Source organism: Streptomyces sp. NPDC023723 (assembly GCF_040639815.1).
GTDB lineage: Bacteria > Actinomycetota > Actinomycetes > Streptomycetales > Streptomycetaceae > Streptomyces.
The window spans coordinates 20969-36967 of the sequence record NZ_JBFAAP010000017.1 but is presented as its reverse complement, the minus strand read 5'-3'; the positions used below and the strand labels follow the sequence as shown (position 1 = coordinate 36967).

Here is a 15999-nt window from a genome sequence, read left to right as displayed (position 1 = left end):
GGACGCCATCTTCCGCCGGCAGCGCGGCGGCCGGGCTCGTCTGCCGGTGTCCGGTCACTATGCGTCGGGGTGGACGCCGGAGAGGTGGTAACCGCCCTTGTGGAGGGCGATATGGCCGGCTGTGGGCAGGTCGACCTCGTCGCCGCTCCCTCCGTCCCGGCCACCGCCGTCAGAGCCGGCCAGGAGACCATCACCTGGGCCGACGGCGGTGTCGAAAGCGTCTCCGACGCCGACGTACGCCTCTCGGCCCCCGCCAACATCACCGGAACACCGTCCTTGTCCCTGCCCGTGGGGCACGACAGCACGGGGCTGCCGATCGGCATGCAACTGCTCGGGCGGCCACTCGAAGAGGAGCTGCTCCTGCAGGTCGGCCACGCCTACGAACAGACCCGGCCCGCCTCCGCACTCGCACACACCGTGTGAACCGACGCCCGCGGCCCGCGGCCGGCACGGTCACGGGCTGCGCAGCGCGGAGCCGGGAGTGCCGGGGAGTGAGAGGCAGCGACGCGCCGGCGGACGTTGACCCGCCCGGCGACTCCGCAGGCCAGGTGGACGTGGCCGACCACAACCCGCCAGACGCAACGCGTTCGCTTTGCGATGGATCCCCATGAGCAGGCAGATGGTACGCCCCGGTGGACGCAGCGCCCGCGTCCAGGCGTCAGCGCACGCCGCCGTACGCGAACTCGCCACGGAAGTGGGCCGCGACGCCCTGACCGTGCCGATGATCGCCCAGCGCGCGGGCGTCACACCGTCGACCGTCTACCGCCACTGGGGAGACCTGCGGGAACTGTTTCTCCGACGTAGCGGTCGAGCACCTGCGTCCCGAATCCGCGCCCGCGGACCACGGCGTGCCGGCCGACCTGGCCGCCTGGACCGAACAGTTCCTCGACGGAATGTCCTCCCCCGCCGGACGCGCCTACATCCGCGACGCCCTCCTCGGCGACCCGGACGGCAGCAACGCCGGCCAGTGCTCCGCCTACGCCGCCCAGCAGATCGATCTCGTCCTCACCCGCGCCCGTGAACGCGGAGAGGAAACGCCCGGCGTCGAGACCGTCATCGACCGCGTCGTCGCCCCCCTCATGTACCGCGTCCTCTTCCGCCCGCAGGAACTCGGCACCCTCTACGCACGCCGCCTTGTCACCACACTGGCAGGTTGGTCGCCCATCGCCGAAACTGCAACTAGACTGGTGTCAGTTTATTGGCGGCGACGGGAGAGCGGGAGATGGCGGGGCTCAGCAGCAGGAGCGCGGTCGCGATTCACGCGCTCGCGATGCTGGCACACCGGCGCGGGGGCTCGTTGACGTCCGCGGAGATCGCGGACAGCCTCGAAACCAATCCGGTCCTCGTGCGGCGCATCCTCGGCCGCTTGCGAGACGCCGGCCTGGTGCGGTCCGCCGAGGGCCGCGGGGGCGGCTGGTCACTCGCCCGCGCCCCACGGGACATCACGCTCTACGACGCCTATGCCGCCGTCGAGGAGGGGCAGATCTTCTCGCGGCACACCCGTCCGCCCAGCACGTCGTGCGAAGTCGGGCGCTCCATCGGCGACCTGCTCGACGCCGAGTTCCAGCGCGCCGAACGGGCCCTGGAGGAACGGCTCGGCGGGACGACGATCGCCGGCCTGCTGCAGCAGATTCTGGCCTCCGGCAACAGGCCGAGGGATCACTGACCAAGCGGTGACGCACGCGGTCTCCGTGTCATGCCGCACGACCTAACTGTAACCGTATGGGTTGCGGTTTATTTCAGGAGTGGGCGTGCCGGGCCCTTCCAGTACCGGCGGCCGCACGATCCGTCCGGGAGCACCGCGGCCCGGACGCCCGCTCAAGACGCACCAGGAGTGAGAGCGACGCCCCACGAACCCGAAGCAGTCGCGAGCACCGAGGCCCGCGGACCTTCGATCTTCGACCTCGTGATCAGCCGCGCACATGTCTTCGACGGCCGCCGGTCGCTCGCCGGCCTGTACGACATCGCCATCGACGGCGGGGAGATCGCTGCCGTCTCGGCCGATCCCCTCAGGGGCAGACAGGAGGTGGATGCGGCCGGAGGGTGGGTGGTGCCGGGCCTGATCGACACGCATATCCACTTCTACGACGTGCGCGCTGTCTCCGATCCGCATTCGATGCGGGTCTTCGAGCAGAACGAGCTTCCCGGAAAGCTCGGGCTGTTTCTCGACCACGGGATCACCACCATCAAGTCGGTGGGCGATCCGACGGACGGCATCCTGAACACGCGGGCCGCGATCGCGGCGGGCACGCTGCGGGGCCCGCGGCTGTTGGCGACCGGTTGCGGTATCACCGGACGCGGCGGGCATCCCGCCGCCACTGTCTTCAGCGGCAACCCCTGGGCGCGCGAGCGATTCACAGGAGAAGTCGACAGCGTGCAGCAGATGCGCGACCTGGTGCACCATCTCGCCGACCGCGAGGTGGACGCGATCAAACTCCTGTCGGAAGGCGCGTGCGCACACTCCGGCGGGCCGGCCTACCTCTGGCGGAACCCCGCCTTTCCGGATGGTGTCGAGCTGGAACGGCTTCCCCTCGATCTTCTTCGGGCGGGAATCGAGACCGGACACGAGCGGGGCCTTCGGGTCACCGTCCACACCACCCAGCAAGCCGCAGCGCGCGAGGCGATCGAGGCGGGGGCGGACGGCCTGGAGCACGGTGTCACCGTCGAGCCCCTCACCGACCACTCGCTCATCGAGCTGATGCTCGAACACGGCACCACCTACACACCCACGCTCTGGATCGACGATGCCCACCCTGACGCCCGTGGCAACCTCAAGAAGGCCGCCGAGGCCGGCGTGCGCATCGCGCTGGGCAGCGACACCTTCAGCGGCCGGGGCCGCTTCGGAGCCAACACCCTCGAAGAGGCCGAACTCATGGTGGCGGCCGGGATGACGCCCAGCCAGGTACTGACGGCGGCCACCAGCGGCGCGGCCCGGCAGTGCGTCCGACCCGACCTCGGCACGGTGGCCCCCGGCAAGCGCGCCGACCTGCTTGTGCTGAACGCTGACCCCACCGCGGACATCCGCAACCTGCGGGACCTCAGCGTGGTGATCCTCAACGGCCGCCTCGCCACCGACAAACGATAGTGCCGCATCGAGCAACCCTCGCCCTGTCGTGACGTGCCGTCCGGTTGCCGTCATCCGGACCACCCCGAGTACAAGGGAGGCCGCTGGAGCCCGGGTGAGCTGACCGTCACCCGCGTCGGCTACGGCGCCAGGCAGCTCGCCGGTCCCGGCGGCATGGGTCCGCCCGCCGACCGCGTCGGCGCCCTCGCCGTCCTGCGCGCGGCCGTCGACGCCGTCGGCCTCGGCATCCCGCTTCCTTGCACGCACGTCCTCACCAAGCGTCCCCCCGGGGACCCGCAACCTCCCGTCCGGTTCCGTCCGTTGACGGACGGCGGCTGCGGCCCGTCAGCCGTCCGAGCCCGCGGTGCGGAGGATCCGGCGGGCGAGCGCGGCCAGGTCGTGGCGGATGTCATCGGCCGACCCGCCCGACGCGAACAGTTCGTCGAGCAGGTCGACGCGCAGTCCGCCGAGCAGGATGTGCGCCGCGGTACAGCCCGCCCCGGGGCACTCGGCCCCCTCGGCCTGTTCGTCAACGTGCGGAGCGTGCCGTGCATCCACACGTAGTGGGGCGACTGCGGCAGCCCGGAGCCGGCCAGTTCCCGGGCGGCGATGAGATGGCGGTTGTTGAGCTTGAACGAGACCAGCTCATCGAGCGCCGCGAGGATTCTCCGCCGCGGCGGCGATGTCGTCCATGGACACCGCTTTGGGAGCGTCGGTCCCGGCGAACAGGCCGTCGGCGGCCGCCAGCACGAGTTCACGAGGGGTGGCGGCTTCGGGAGAACAGGGCCGAGCCGGACGGCCGACTTCTCAAACCCCCGTCTCCGCACACTGTGATTTCACGAGGGGAAACCGTAGATACGGTCCGATCTATTGATGGCTGTGGCACGGCCCAACAGCATGAAGCGACCCGATCCGGGGCCGGACGGGGCGACCGACGCGGCACATCCGCCCCTCCACCGCTGGAGACCTCCTGTGACCTCGAACGAACCCGCTCTCCCCGGACTCCCCGCAGCGGCGTCCGACCGGCGCTGCTTCCTCGGCCGCACGGTCGCCGTCACCGTCGGCGCGGCGCTTCTCGGCGGCGTACAGCCCGCGTTCGCGGCCTCCGCCACGGCCGCCACGCCTGCACACAGCCGCCCGGGGACGCCCGTGCGCACCCGGTCCGGCCTGGTGACGGGTGTCCGGGCCGCCCTGCCCGGTGTCACCGTGTACAAGGGCATCCCCTTCGCGGCTTCCACCGCCGGGGCGAACCGGTGGCGCCCGCCGCGGCCCGCACCGTCCTGGAAGGGTGTCCGCAGGGCCGACACGTGGGGGCCCGCCTGTCCGCAGCCCACCACGGACACCCCCGCGTGGGCCGAGCTGCCGGAGTTCAGTGAGGACTGCCTGAACCTCAACGTCTGGACCGGAGCCTCCTCCTCGCGCGAACGCCGTCCGGTGGTCGTCTGGGTCTACGGCGGGGCCAGGACGGCGATGTGGACCCAGCAGCCGGTGTACGACGGGTCGTACCTGGCGAGCAAGGGGCTGGTCTTCGTCACCTTCAACCACCGGGTCGGCGCCTTCGGCAACCTGGCCCATCCAGAGCTGAGCGCGGAGTCCGGGCACGGCGCGTCCGGCAACTGGGGCGCCATGGACACCGTGGCGGCGCTGGAGTGGGTCCGGCGGAACATCGGCGCCTTCGGCGGGGACCCCGACCGGGTGACGCTGGCCGGCTGGTCCCACGGTTCCTCGCTGGTCAACATCCTGATGATCTCCCGCCTCGCGCGGGGCCTGTACCAGCGGGCCGTGCTCTGCGCCGGCGTGCAGTACCCGAAGGACCCGGCCCTGGGGCGGGTGGCCGGCGGCTACAAGACCCTGGATGTCGCGGAGGCCAACGGCGTGGCCTTCCAGGAGTTCACGGGCGCCGGTTCGCTGGCCGGGCTGCGGGCCCTGAGCGCGGACCAGATCGTCGCCGGGTCCAACGCGGCCGGTGCTCCCGCCACCGGCGGCAACACCCTCGACGGGTATGTGCTGCCCAGCACGTACGGGGCCGCGATGACATCGGGCGCCGAGATCGACGTACCGGTCCTCACCGGCAACAACAAGGACGAGAACGGAGCCTCGCCCGCACTGGCCATGACGGTCGCGCAGTACCGGGAGTTCGCCGTGGCGACCTTCGGCGACCGGGCCGAGGAGTTCCTGGCGCTCTACCCGGCGGCCACCGACGCCGAGGCCGTCGCGTCGTACAACAGCTACGCGCGGGACGAGGAACGGGTCTCCACCTTCCTGTGGGGCACGCTGTTCAAGACGACGGCCGGCAACCGCGGCCCGGTCTGGAACTACTGGTGGTCCCGCGTGCCGCCGGGAGCCGACACCGGCAACCCGATCATGACCCGCGGAGACGCGGCCACGCTCGGCGCGTACCACGGCGCCGAGATGTACTACCTCTTCGGCAACCTCAAGGGCGCGGGCCGCCCCTGGACGGCGGAGGACCACACGCTCGCGGACCTCACCACCACCTACCTGGCCGGCTTCGCCGCCACCGGCAACCCCAACGGACACGGCCGCGGTGCCCCGCCCGCCTGGCCGGCCCTGCGCCCCGGCAAGCCGCAGACCATGGAACTCGGCGACCGCTTCGGGCCCGTCCCGGCCGCCGGCAGCGAGGCCAAGTACGCCTTCCTGCGTGACTACCTGGAGTCACGGACGAAGGAGTACTGACCACTGCCCGGCCCTCCCCTACCACCGCGTACCACCGCGTACCACCAGAGCCGCCCGGGGCGGTCAGGCCGCGGCAGTCCGTGCCCGGCCCCGCCCCGGCGAGAAGGAGGCAGGCAGCGCATGCGAACCAGACTGAGGACGTTCCTGGTGGCGGGAGTGTCGGCCGCGGTCGCCGCGGCCACGACACTCACCGCGATGGCCCAGGCGGGCGCCGAGTCCGGCGGCGACGAGGCGGCGTCCTACCCGGGCCGCAACCCTGTCGTCAGCACGGCGCAGGGCAAGGTGCGTGGCGAGGCCGCGTCGATGGTCACCTCGTTCAAGGGCATCCCCTACGCCAAGCCACCGGTCGGCACCCTGCGCTGGAAGGCGCCGCAGCCGGCCGCGAAGTGGAACGGCGTGCGGGACGCCACCGAGTTCGGCGGTTCCTGCGTCCAGGGCACCGGCTGGGACCCCGGGTACGACAAGCCCACGCTGACCGAGGACTGCCTTTACCTCAACGTCTACCGGCCGTCGAACAGCACGAAGAAGAACCTGCCGGTCTTCGTGTGGAACCACGGCGGCGGCAACACCGGCGGCGCCGGCCGGGACACCGACCCCGCCAAGTTCGTCACCCGCCAGGACGCCGTCTTCGTCACCCTCAACTACCGCCTCGGCGCCATGGGCTGGCTCTACACCGACCAGCTGAACCAGGACAACGAGGACGGCGCGGCCGGCAACTACGGCCTCCTCGACCAGCAGGCCGCGCTGCGCTGGGTGCAGCGGAACATCCGCGCCTTCGGCGGCGACCCCCAGAACGTCACCCTCGCCGGCCAGTCCGCGGGCGCCCGCAACACCTGCACCCAGCTCGCCGCACCGGGTGCCAGGGGACTCTTCGACCAGGTGGTCCTGCAGAGCGGCGGCTGCAACGCCCCCGCCCGCACCCGGACCGAGGCCACCGACAGCGGTGACCGGTTCGCCGCCGAGCTGAACTGCCCCACCGGCACCGGCCAGCTCGCCTGCCTGCGCGCCAAGAGCCCCGCGGACATCCTCGCGGCCCAGCAGAAGGTCTCCCAGAACTCCTCGGTCTACGGCACGTCCGTACTGCCCGCGGACCCGCTGGCCCTGCTCAAGGCGGGGAAGCTGACCAATCTGCCGGTCGTGGTCGGCGGCAACTCCGACGAGTCCCAGCAGAGCGTCTTCGGCCAGTACGACTACCGGGGCAACCCGCTCACCGCCGCCCAGGTCGGCGACCTGATCGAGCAGACGTACCCGGCGGGCGCGGACCGGGTCGAGGCCGCATATCCGGTGGACGAGTACTGGTCGCCGACGGTGGCCTGGGGCACGATCCAGAGCGATCAGCGGGCCTGCCGCGACCAGACCCTGCGGGACCGACTGGCGGCCGACACCCGGACGTACGCCTACGAGTTCGCCGAGAAGGACGGTCCCGCCTTCACCTCGATCTGGCGGCTCGGCACCGACTACCCCTTCGGCGCCACCCATGTCAACGACCTCGGCTACCTGTGGGACTACCTCGGCACCGCCCTGCCGTTCAGCACCGAACAGGTGCGGCTCTCCGACCAGATGATCAGTTACTGGGGCAGCTTCACCGAGGACGGGAACCCGAACGTGCGGCTCGCACCCGCCTGGCCCCGGTACGCCCCGCAGGGCGACCTGCTCCAGTTCCAGGCGCCCTCCGCCCACCGGGTGACGTACGCGCAGATCGACGACGAGCACAACTGCGCGCTCTGGAACGACGTCAGCCCCGCGGTGTGAGGCAGCCCGCGCGGTGACCGCCCGGCCGGCCCGCCCCCCTGGGACGGTCCGGCCGGGCGCGGGTGGCCACCGTGGGTGCCCGCCGCGGTCGTCGCCGTGCCGGCGCTCAGGCCTTTTCGCTGGTCGGTGCGCACGCGGTGGCGGCCGTTTCTCGGTTCGCCCCGGCCACGTCCTTGGCCGACAGGCCGAAGTCCAGGGTGAGTCCCTCGGGGCCGGGGCGGGCGCCGGTCAGTCGCGCGCCTTCGGGCAGCTTGCCCATGTCAATCTTCCGCGGCTTGAGCTTGCCGGCCAGCTGGGCGGCACCCGGCAGCGACGACAGGGCGCTGACGGGCACCTCACGTCCCATCAGGCTCACGGCGGCCGGGGTGATGGTCACCGAGTGCGCGGTGGTCGACAGGTCCGTCAGCACGGTGACGGGCACCCCCAGGTCACCGGCGGTCCCGGTGAGGGTGAGATGCGTCCCGTCGGAACCCGGTCGCATTCCACCCGCCCCGCCGTCCAGTCGTTCGCCGAGCTGCGCGTAGGACACGGTCGCCGAAGCCGAACCGCTCGTCGCGCCGCCGTCGGTGGACACCCCGTACAGCGACGCCTGGAGCGCCATGTCGACGCCGGCCCGGTGCACGCGTCCGGCATGGATGTGGACGGTGCCGACACGTCCCGTGACGGTCCGGAGCCCGGCCAGCGTGTCACCGAGGTCCGCGGTGACGTCGGAGGCGTCACCGAGGCGGCATTCGGCGACCTCGACGATCTTCTCCTCGGCCTTCCGCTCGACGACGAGATCGGCCACCGTCAGGGCGAGCGTGAGCGAGGCCGCGGTTGCCGCGGCGACGAGGACATGACGGCGTCTGGTCATGGAAGTCGGCTCCGATCCGGAAGCAGGACGACGAAGGCCCGCGACGGCAGACACTCCGATGCGATCGGCGACCGGCCGTCCCGGCACGGGCGCGGGCGAGGCCGGCCCGCGGGCCGGGTGTCCGGACCGGCGTGCGCCGTCCACATGGCACCAGCCTCACCCTTTTGCGGCATGACTGTCAATTGGCATGACTGCCATTATGATGGGAGAGGAGATGCCGAGCTGTACGGCCACTCGGGCTCGCCGCCCCCTGACGATCGGACCCTCATGAGCAGCATGAACGAGCAGCGGTCAACCGTACGTGCGCTGCCGCCGACCACCGCGGTCCCGCTCGCCGCCGGCCGCCGCCCGAGATCGGTGTTCCTGCACTACTCGATCCTCGGTCTGCTCATGGGCGGGCTGTGGGCCTACAACCACGGGGAGTCCCTGTGGGAGCACACCGAACGGCTCCTCCTGGTCGTCCTGATCGTCCCTCCACTGCTGGAGCGGGCGCGCACGCGCAGGCGCCGCCGCCTCGGACGTGAGGGCGAACCCCAAGTGTCCTTGGTGCGGCTCATCCTGCTGAAACTGGGTGTCGTCGGAGCGGCCCTGGTGGCCACGGCGGCGCTGCGGGGCACGGTGGACCAGATCGACTACTGGACGGCGGCGGGCATGACCGTCCTCGTCGCGGTGATCGGCCCCGCGCTCCACCCCTGGATGATCAGCAGCACGGGGGCGCGAGCCGCCGACAGGTGAGGCGGTCGTCGACCGGGCCTTCGAGCGGCTGGACGACGGTGACTTCGTCATCGTCCTCAGGCTGCTGGCGGTCGCCTCGCCGGCGCCGCGCGAACACGGACCGCGGGCCGCGGGCCGCGGCCATGCCGTACATGGAAGACCTGTGCCATGTCACCCAGCAGCATGCGCTGCTCGCCGTGCGCGACGGCTACGACGCCCTGATCGCGTGCTGTGTCACCGCTGCGGGCGCAGGGGTCGGCGTGGGCCGGCTCCCATCCCGGACAGCATGGCGAAGGCCCGTGGCAGCAGGTGCTCGGGCTCCACCGGCAGGCCCGCCTCGCGACGGTTGCGCAGCGTACGCAGCACGGCCCGAGCCGCCGAGACGGCGCAGTTGGCGATCACCGCGGCCTCCAGGTCCGCGTCGGTCCTGCCGTCCGGCAGTCGTTCGCGGACGAGTTCGGTCAGCCGCTCCTCGAACTCGGCGACCTGCCGGGACAGGCCCGCGCGAGCGTGTTCGCGCACCTCGCCGAGAGGGTGTGCCAGCGCGGTCAGACTGCTCGTCGCGAAATGCGACGCCGCGTCGGACAGCGCGCCGCACGCCGCGTCGAGTGCGCTCTCGTCCGCCGGACGCTGCCGGAACGCCTCTTCGATGCGGGCGAACAGGTCGGCGCTGTCCGGCAGAAGCAGCGCCTCCTTGCTGTCGAAGTACCGGAAGAACGTCCGCTCGGACACGTTCGCGGCGGCGGCGATGTCGGCCACCGTGGTCTCCAGGAACCCGTGGTCGGCGAAGAGTCCCGCCGCGGCGTCCCGCAGGGCACGGCGGGTCTGGTCCTTCTTGCGTTCCCGCAGCCCGGGTCCGGCCGCATTCGTCACCATGACGCCACCCTCGCTTCCGCCGCACGGCTGCCAAATGTCATGAGTGCCATTGTGCGTCAGATCCCGCCGTCGCGGGAGCGCAAGAAGGATCAGCCAGGGACGGGGCGCAGGAACACCGGGGGGCACGCTGACGCCCGACGGATCATCGGCGTGACGTGGTTCTGTGGTTACGGCGGGCCGCCCCCCGCTGCCGGGCAGGGCTGTCCGGGTTCACCGCGGCCCGCGTTCTTCCCAGGCGGGCCGGGTGTCGGGCGACGGATCACGGACGGTGGGATTGACCGCGCTGCCGATGCCCTGGACCGAGGTGACCACGGTCTGCCCCGGAACCAGGTGCGAGGCGTCGGGGGTGGTGCCGGGCGTTCCGGTGAGGATCACGTCGCCGGGCCGGAGGGTCAGGAAGGTGCTGCAGTAGGAGACCAGTTCGGCCGGGGAGAACAGCAGATCGGCGGTCGATCCGCGCTGCCAGGGAACCCCGTCGACGGTGCACGAGATCTCCAGGTCTCGCGCGTCGTCCACTTCGTCGGGGGTTACGAGCACCGGTCCCAGAGGGGTGGAGCGGTCGAAGACCTTGCCTTGCAGGGCTTCGGTCGTACGGTGCTGCCAGTCACGCAGGGAAAGATCGTTGGCCGCGGTGTAGCCGGTGATGGCAGCCGCGGCCTCGTCGGGGGTGGCCCGGTGCAGGGACGCGCCGATGATCACGGCGAGTTCCGCCTCGGGTTCGACGCGGTCGCTGACGGCGGGCAGCGCGATGGAGTCGCGGGGACCGGTCAGGGTCGAGGGGAACTTGGCGAAGAACGTCGGGTACCGCGGTGTGGGCCGGCCCAGTTGTTCGAGGTGACTGCGGTAGTTGAGCCCGATGCACAGAATGTGCGCGGGAGCCGGCGAGACACGGGCGTAATGGGCGGTGGCCGCGTCGACCTCGCCGATGTCGCGCAGCCGGGCCTGCCGCAGGCAGGCGTCGACCGCGTTGTCGGCGTCGACCAGGACGACCCGGTCGCCTTCGACACGTGCCCCGGTCAGCGTGCCACCGTCTCTGATCGTGGCGAAGCGCATGCTCAGCTCACTTTCCGGCGCCGAAGGCTCACAGCCCGACGCTCTCGCCCGAGGGCAGGAGGGCGACTTCGATGCCGGTCAGTCCGGCCAGGAAGGTGCGCGTCGACTGCCGGCCCAGCTCGCTGAGCATGAGTTCGTGGATCTGGATCACCTGGCGGGGCTTGACGGCGCGCAGGTAGTCGGCCGCCTCGCCCAGCTTGGTCCAGGGACCGCTGGTGGGCAGCAGCAGGGTGTCGACGGATACCTCGGGAGCGAAGTAGGCGTCGCCGGGGTGGAAGACGGTCTCGTCGACCAGGTAGCCGAGGTTGTCGACGCGCGGGATGTCCGCGTGGATGGTGGCATGGCGTTCACCGTGGACCGCGACGGTGAAGCCGGCCACGTCGAGGGTGTCGCCCGTGGCGAGGGCCCGTACCCGGCCGCCGTGGTCGCCGAGCTTGTCGAGCACCGCGCGGGGTCCGAAGACCCGCAGCTCGGGATCGGCTTCCAGAGCCGCCGCCAGCAGGGTGTCGTCGAAGTGGTCGAAGTGCTCATGGGTGATCAGCACGGCCGCGGCACCGGTGACGGCGTCCTTCGCGTCGGGAGTGAACGTACCGGGGTCCAGGACGATCCTGGTCCCGTCCTTCTCCAGCGCGACGCAGGCGTGGGCGTACTTGGTGAGCTTCATGGTGCTTCCGTTCGTTCGTGGGTGGGCTTGCTGTACTCGCAACTATACAGCAAAGCTGTACAGCTGTGCTGCATAGCTTCCCTGCATCCATCGCCACATCTACAGCACGGCTGTATAGTCGGTTCATGGTTGATCGAGTTCAGCTGGCGGAGCAGTTGCGGACGTCCATCGGCAGGTTCGTGCGCGCGACGCGCTCGCAGGCCGACACCGTGGCGCCGCCACTGGCCGCGACCATGGGCCTGCTCGACCGGGTCGGCGACGCCTCGATCGCCTCCCTGGCGCAGCAGCGCGGGGTGCGTCATCAGAGTCAGAGCCGCACCGTGAAGGAACTGGAGACGCTGGAGTACCTCGCCCGCCGGGAGGACCCGCAGGATCGCCGCGGTTTCCTGGTCACTCTCACCGAGCGGGGGCGCGCCGCCCTGGAACGGGACCGGGCGGCCAGACGCGACTGGGTCGCCCAGGCGATGGACGCGCTCCTGACCGCGGACGAACAGGCCCAGCTCAGCGCCCTGCCCCAGCTCCTGGACCGCTTGTCCGACTACGGGAGTGAGCAGGAATGATCCAGCGGGGCCAACGGTGACGCGGGCGGCGGGCGGGAACGGGGAGCCGTCGCGGCGCGTCAGCGGTCTTCGGGCGCCCGCTCCTTGATCCCGGCCAGCTCCGCCTCCGCGTAGTACCGGCCGTCTCGGACCACCGCGGCCACCCCGTGCAGGTTCTCCACGTTCTCAACCGGGTTGGCGCGCAGCAGGACCAGGTCCGCCAGCCTGCCGGGCTCGACCGTGCCCATCGTGTCAGTGGTCCCGAGGAACTCCGCGGCCCTCAACGTGGTCATCTGGAGGATACGCAGCGGCGCCAGGCCGGCCCGGCCCAGCTCGTCGAACTCGCGGTGCAGCGAGGCTCCGGGGACCACCCAGCCGGCCCCGGAGGTGTCGCTTCCCGCCAGCATGGGGACGCCGGCGTCGTCGAAGGCGCTGGTCAGCTGGAGCTGACGGTCGTACAACTCACGGAATGTGGCGCGGGTGGCCGCGGGGAACCGCGAGAACCTGGCAGTGGCCTTCCGCCAGCGCTTCAGCGTCGGGGCGTCCATGTGCCGCAGCTCCGGGGCCTGGTCGAAGGCGGGATCGTCGGCGAGTTGCTGGGTCTTCACCCGGATCAGGGTGGGGACCTGCCAGGTGTTGTCGTCGACGAACCGCACCGCGAGCGAGTGGGCCATCTTGCTGTCGTAGGTCTCCACGGCTCGGCGCATACGTGCCACGGCCCCCGGTGTGGTCCGGTTGACGGGGTTGATGACCAGCTTCTTGACCATGCGGTCGATCAGGCGGTCCATGAACGGCAGCTTGACGGGCGGCGCCTTGAGCTTCATGTCTCCGTCGCTGTCGGGCTGGACACCGGCCGGATCGGTCGAGCAGCAGGCGAACAGACCTACGCCGGGCCCGAGGTGCTCCACGGATTTCATGCCGATGCGCGACGCCTCGACGACGTCGATGCCCTGCGGGAGGTGACCGACGATGGGCAGCCCGAGCCGCAGCGCCTCCCGCTGCGCCGCGAAGAACACGTCCGGCGAGGCCATGGCCACCTTGATGAAGTCCGCTCCTGCGGCGTGCTGCTGCCGCACCGTGGCCACCACCTGCTCCCGGGAGCCGGCGTTCAGCGGCGTGACCAGCACCGCTCCCGGCATGGAGAGCGGCCGCGCGCCGTCCAGGGGCAGGCCGAGTGTGCCCTCGGCGCGGGCCCGCAGCAGGCCGGCCGAGCCGGACATCTGGCGGAACCCCGTGACCCCGTGGGCCAGCAGCAGACGAAGGTCCCGGTCACGGCTGGTGGCGGGCAGCTGGTCGAGGGGGTGAGCGTGCATGTCGTTGTAGCCGGGGACGACGTACATGCCCTTCGCGTCCACGATCCGCGCCCGCAGCCGCTCCGGAGCGTCGATGCCGGGACGGACCTCGGTGATCTTCCCGTTCCGCACCAGGACATCGGTGTCCGGTGCCAAGCCGCCGTCCCGGGTGTTCACGACCGTCGCGGAACGCAACAGGAGACTGCCCCGCTCCGGCTCTCCTGACCGGGGCGAGAGCTGTCGGGAGGTGGTCATGGCTGGTGCTCCTCGCTTCATGCCGGACGTGCCATTCAATCCGTTCGTCCCGCGGGCCGCAGGTCCACAGCCGGGCCCGGCGTCGTCGTCCGCGCCGTTCACACCGTCACTCGCGGCAGCCGACGGTCCAGCCACCGCGGCAGCCACCAGTTTCCGCTGCCGAGCAGGAACATCAGCGACGGTACGAGGACGAGACGGACGATGGTGGCGTCGAGAATGACGCTGATGGCCAGCCCCAGGGCCAGCATCTTGACCACGACGGTCGGGGATCCCGCGAAGGAGAGGAACACGGCCGTCATGATCAGCGCCGCGCAGGTGATGACCCGGCCGGTCAGGGCGAGGCCCTTGCCGACGGCCCGCTGGTTGTCGTGGCTGGTGTGCCACTCGTCGGCGATACGGGAGAGCAGGAAGATCTCGTAGTCCATGCTCAGTCCGAAGACGATGGCGAACATCATCATCGGGACGTAGGACTCGATCGGCACGGGTCCGCTCATGCCGAGCAGGTTGTCGCCCCAGCCCCACTGGAAGACGGCGACGAGGACGCCGTACGAGGCGCCCGTGGTCAGGAGGTTGAGGGCGACCGCCTTGAGCGGCACGACCAGGCTTCGGAAGACGACCGTGAGCAGGAGGAACGCGCACACCAGGACGATGCCGATGATGACGGGCAGGCGCTCGGTGACCGTGTCGCGGAACTCCAGCTGGCCCGCGGTGGTGCCGGTCAGGTAGGCCGTCGTACCGGAACCCGCGAGCGTCTCGGGCAGCGTGTGATCGGTGAGGGTCTCGTACAGGCCCCCCGTACCGGCTGTCTGGGGGCCCGTCGTCGGGGTGACGGTCGTGACGAGGAGCCGGCCGTCCGGGGTGGGCTGCGGTGTGGTGGCACGAGAGACGCCGGCGGTCTTCCCCAGGGCGTCTGACAGCTCGTCGGCGATCCGGTCGGACGGCTCGGTCGCGCCCTTCAGGTCGACGACCACGGTGAACGGTCCGTTGGCACCCGGGCCGAAGCCGGGTCCGTCGGCGGCGGCGATCCAGTCGTAGGCGTTGCGGGTGGTGCTGCCGACCGGGTCGGCGCCGTCGTCGATGTGGCCGAGGCGCATGGCGAACAGCGGCACCGCGCAGACAGCCAGGACCGCGGCCCCCGCGGTCAGGAACCGCCAGGGGTGGCGGGCGACCATGGCCGCGTACCGGTGCCAGCCGTCGTTGTCACCGGCACTCTCGGCGACGGGACGGCGACGGATCCTGAGCTTGTCCACCCGGCGTCCCACGAGACCGAGCGCCGCCGGCACAAGGGTCAGGGCCGCCAGCGCGGTGACCACGACGGCGATGGTGGCGGCCAGGCCGAGTCGCCCGATCATGCTGAGGCCGCAGGCGTAGAGGCTGAGCAGGGCCACCGCGACGGTGACGGCGGCCACCAGGACGGCCTTGCCGCTGCCGGCCGTGGTCCGGGCGACGGCCGCCTCCGCGCCGTACCCGTCCATGATGTCCTGCCGGAAACGCGTGATGAGGAAGAGGGCGTAGTCGATGCCGACACCGAGGCCGATCATCGCGGCCAGGGTCGGCGCCGAGGTGGCGAAGGTGAGACTGCCGGCCACGATGCCGACGACGCCCAGTCCGGCCAGCACGCTCACCAGTGCCGAGCCGAGCGGCAGGAGGGCGGCGGCGACGCTGCCGAAGGCGATCAGCAGGACTACCAGCGCGGTGGCGATGCCCACGGCCTCGCTGGCCACGTCGTTCGCGGGCTCGCGGGCGATGTTGTCGAGGTCTCCGCCGTAACCGACGTGGACGCCCGCGGCCTCGGCCGGTTCCGTCGCCTCGTCGAGTTGGTCGACGTAGCTGTGACCGAGCGACTTGATGTCCTCGTCGAAGGAGAGCGTGACATAGGTGGTGGCTCCGTCCGTACTGGTCGTCGGCCCGGACACGGCGGAAACGTGCGGCAGGTCGCCGAGCCGGGCCAGCGTGTCGTCAAGGGCGTCACCGTGGCTCGCCACCGTGCCCGAGCCGACGTGGAAGACGACTTTCCCGCTGGGGTCGGCCAGTTTCGGTTCGGACTCCTCCAGCAGGTCGGCCCCGGTCTGGGTCTGGCTGCCGGGCAGGCTGACCTCGTCGCTGTACGTCGCGCCGATCACGTTTCTGCCGAGCATGGCGGCGGCCATCACCAGGAGCCATGCGGCGATCACCCACACCGGATGGCGCGCGCAGAAGGCGCCCGTACGGTGCAGCACCGAACGACGGCTGGTGTCGGGGGG

The 15999-nt window shown here is 71.2% G+C and carries 12 protein-coding genes and 3 pseudogenes; 9 read left to right on the top strand and 6 right to left on the bottom strand.

Annotated features, from left to right (window positions below; translation table 11 throughout):
- Nucleotides 1-126 precede the first annotated feature (126 nt).
- The 7 genes and pseudogenes from AB0G32_RS19620 to AB0G32_RS19590 form a co-directional block, all read left to right on the top strand.
- Nucleotides 127-423, top strand: a pseudogene (locus tag AB0G32_RS19620) (amidase family protein); the annotation flags it as partial.
- Nucleotides 424-607: 184 nt separating this feature from the next.
- A pseudogene (locus AB0G32_RS19615) lies at nt 608-1139 on the top strand (TetR/AcrR family transcriptional regulator); the annotation flags it as partial.
- A gap of 83 nt (nt 1140-1222) precedes the next feature.
- On the top strand, nt 1223-1666 hold the full coding sequence (locus AB0G32_RS19610) for an Rrf2 family transcriptional regulator (RefSeq protein ID WP_361164316.1): 444 nt from the start codon (nt 1223-1225) through the stop codon (nt 1664-1666).
- A 240-nt stretch (nt 1667-1906) separates the two neighbouring features.
- A complete protein-coding gene (locus tag AB0G32_RS19605) occupies nt 1907-3085 on the top strand; it encodes an amidohydrolase family protein (protein ID WP_361164313.1) in 1179 nt (392 codons plus the stop codon).
- A 44-nt stretch (nt 3086-3129) separates the two neighbouring features.
- A pseudogene (locus AB0G32_RS19600) lies at nt 3130-3313 on the top strand (hypothetical protein); the annotation flags it as partial.
- 723 nt (nt 3314-4036) lie between these two features.
- Entirely contained in the window at nt 4037-5758 is a 1722-nt protein-coding gene (locus tag AB0G32_RS19595) for a carboxylesterase family protein (protein ID WP_361164310.1), read from the top strand.
- Between the two features lie 120 nt (nt 5759-5878).
- Nucleotides 5879-7510, top strand: a complete 1632-nt coding sequence (locus AB0G32_RS19590) for a carboxylesterase family protein (protein WP_361164307.1) — start codon at nt 5879-5881, stop codon at nt 7508-7510.
- A gap of 106 nt (nt 7511-7616) precedes the next feature.
- On the opposite strand, the gene AB0G32_RS19585 is transcribed toward AB0G32_RS19590, so the two are convergent.
- Nucleotides 7617-8363, bottom strand: coding sequence for an LmeA family phospholipid-binding protein (locus AB0G32_RS19585; protein ID WP_361164304.1), 747 nt, complete (start codon nt 8361-8363; stop codon nt 7617-7619).
- Nucleotides 8364-8630: 267 nt separating this feature from the next.
- Between AB0G32_RS19585 and AB0G32_RS19580 the strand changes: the two genes are divergently transcribed.
- Nucleotides 8631-9098: a hypothetical protein gene (locus AB0G32_RS19580; protein ID WP_361164301.1), complete on the top strand. Its 468-nt coding sequence runs from the start codon at nt 8631-8633 to the stop codon at nt 9096-9098.
- Between the two features lie 213 nt (nt 9099-9311).
- Here the strand turns inward: AB0G32_RS19580 and AB0G32_RS19575 are convergent, their stop codons facing one another.
- The 3 genes from AB0G32_RS19575 to AB0G32_RS19565 all read right to left on the bottom strand — a co-directional run bounded on the left by AB0G32_RS19575 (nt 9312) and on the right by AB0G32_RS19565 (nt 11670).
- Nucleotides 9312-9953, bottom strand: a complete 642-nt coding sequence (locus tag AB0G32_RS19575; protein ID WP_361164298.1) for a TetR family transcriptional regulator — start codon at nt 9951-9953, stop codon at nt 9312-9314.
- A 210-nt stretch (nt 9954-10163) separates the two neighbouring features.
- Nucleotides 10164-11006: a fumarylacetoacetate hydrolase family protein gene (locus AB0G32_RS19570; RefSeq protein ID WP_361164295.1), complete on the bottom strand. Its 843-nt coding sequence runs from the start codon at nt 11004-11006 to the stop codon at nt 10164-10166.
- A 28-nt stretch (nt 11007-11034) separates the two neighbouring features.
- A complete protein-coding gene (locus tag AB0G32_RS19565) occupies nt 11035-11670 on the bottom strand; it encodes an MBL fold metallo-hydrolase (protein WP_361164292.1) in 636 nt (211 codons plus the stop codon).
- Nucleotides 11671-11795: 125 nt separating this feature from the next.
- On the opposite strand from AB0G32_RS19565, the gene AB0G32_RS19560 reads away from it, so the two are divergent.
- Nucleotides 11796-12230, top strand: a complete 435-nt coding sequence (locus AB0G32_RS19560) for a MarR family transcriptional regulator (RefSeq protein ID WP_361164289.1) — start codon at nt 11796-11798, stop codon at nt 12228-12230.
- Between the two features lie 59 nt (nt 12231-12289).
- On the opposite strand, the gene AB0G32_RS19555 is transcribed toward AB0G32_RS19560, so the two are convergent.
- Together AB0G32_RS19555 and AB0G32_RS19550 are read right to left on the bottom strand one after the other, a co-directional pair.
- Nucleotides 12290-13756: an amidohydrolase family protein gene (locus AB0G32_RS19555; RefSeq protein WP_361164286.1), complete on the bottom strand. Its 1467-nt coding sequence runs from the start codon at nt 13754-13756 to the stop codon at nt 12290-12292.
- 98 nt (nt 13757-13854) lie between these two features.
- A complete protein-coding gene (locus AB0G32_RS19550; RefSeq protein ID WP_361164283.1) occupies nt 13855-15975 on the bottom strand; it encodes an MMPL family transporter in 2121 nt (706 codons plus the stop codon).
- Nucleotides 15976-15999: the final 24 nt, after the last annotated feature.

Excerpts from the sequence above, each read along its gene's own strand:
- AB0G32_RS19575 (WP_361164298.1), bottom strand. The coding sequence starts at position 9,953 with ATGGTGACGAATGCGGCCGGACCCGGGCTGCGGGAACGCAAGAAGGAC.
- AB0G32_RS19610 (WP_361164316.1), top strand. The coding sequence starts at position 1,223 with ATGGCGGGGCTCAGCAGCAGGAGCGCGGTCGCGATTCACGCGCTCGCG.
- AB0G32_RS19555 (WP_361164286.1), bottom strand. The coding sequence starts at position 13,756 with ATGACCACCTCCCGACAGCTCTCGCCCCGGTCAGGAGAGCCGGAGCGG.
- AB0G32_RS19580 (WP_361164301.1), top strand. The coding sequence starts at position 8,631 with ATGAGCAGCATGAACGAGCAGCGGTCAACCGTACGTGCGCTGCCGCCG.
- AB0G32_RS19565 (WP_361164292.1), bottom strand. The coding sequence starts at position 11,670 with ATGAAGCTCACCAAGTACGCCCACGCCTGCGTCGCGCTGGAGAAGGAC.
- AB0G32_RS19590 (WP_361164307.1), top strand. The coding sequence starts at position 5,879 with ATGCGAACCAGACTGAGGACGTTCCTGGTGGCGGGAGTGTCGGCCGCG.
- AB0G32_RS19585 (WP_361164304.1), bottom strand. The coding sequence starts at position 8,363 with ATGACCAGACGCCGTCATGTCCTCGTCGCCGCGGCAACCGCGGCCTCG.
- AB0G32_RS19560 (WP_361164289.1), top strand. The coding sequence starts at position 11,796 with ATGGTTGATCGAGTTCAGCTGGCGGAGCAGTTGCGGACGTCCATCGGC.
- AB0G32_RS19570 (WP_361164295.1), bottom strand. The coding sequence starts at position 11,006 with ATGCGCTTCGCCACGATCAGAGACGGTGGCACGCTGACCGGGGCACGT.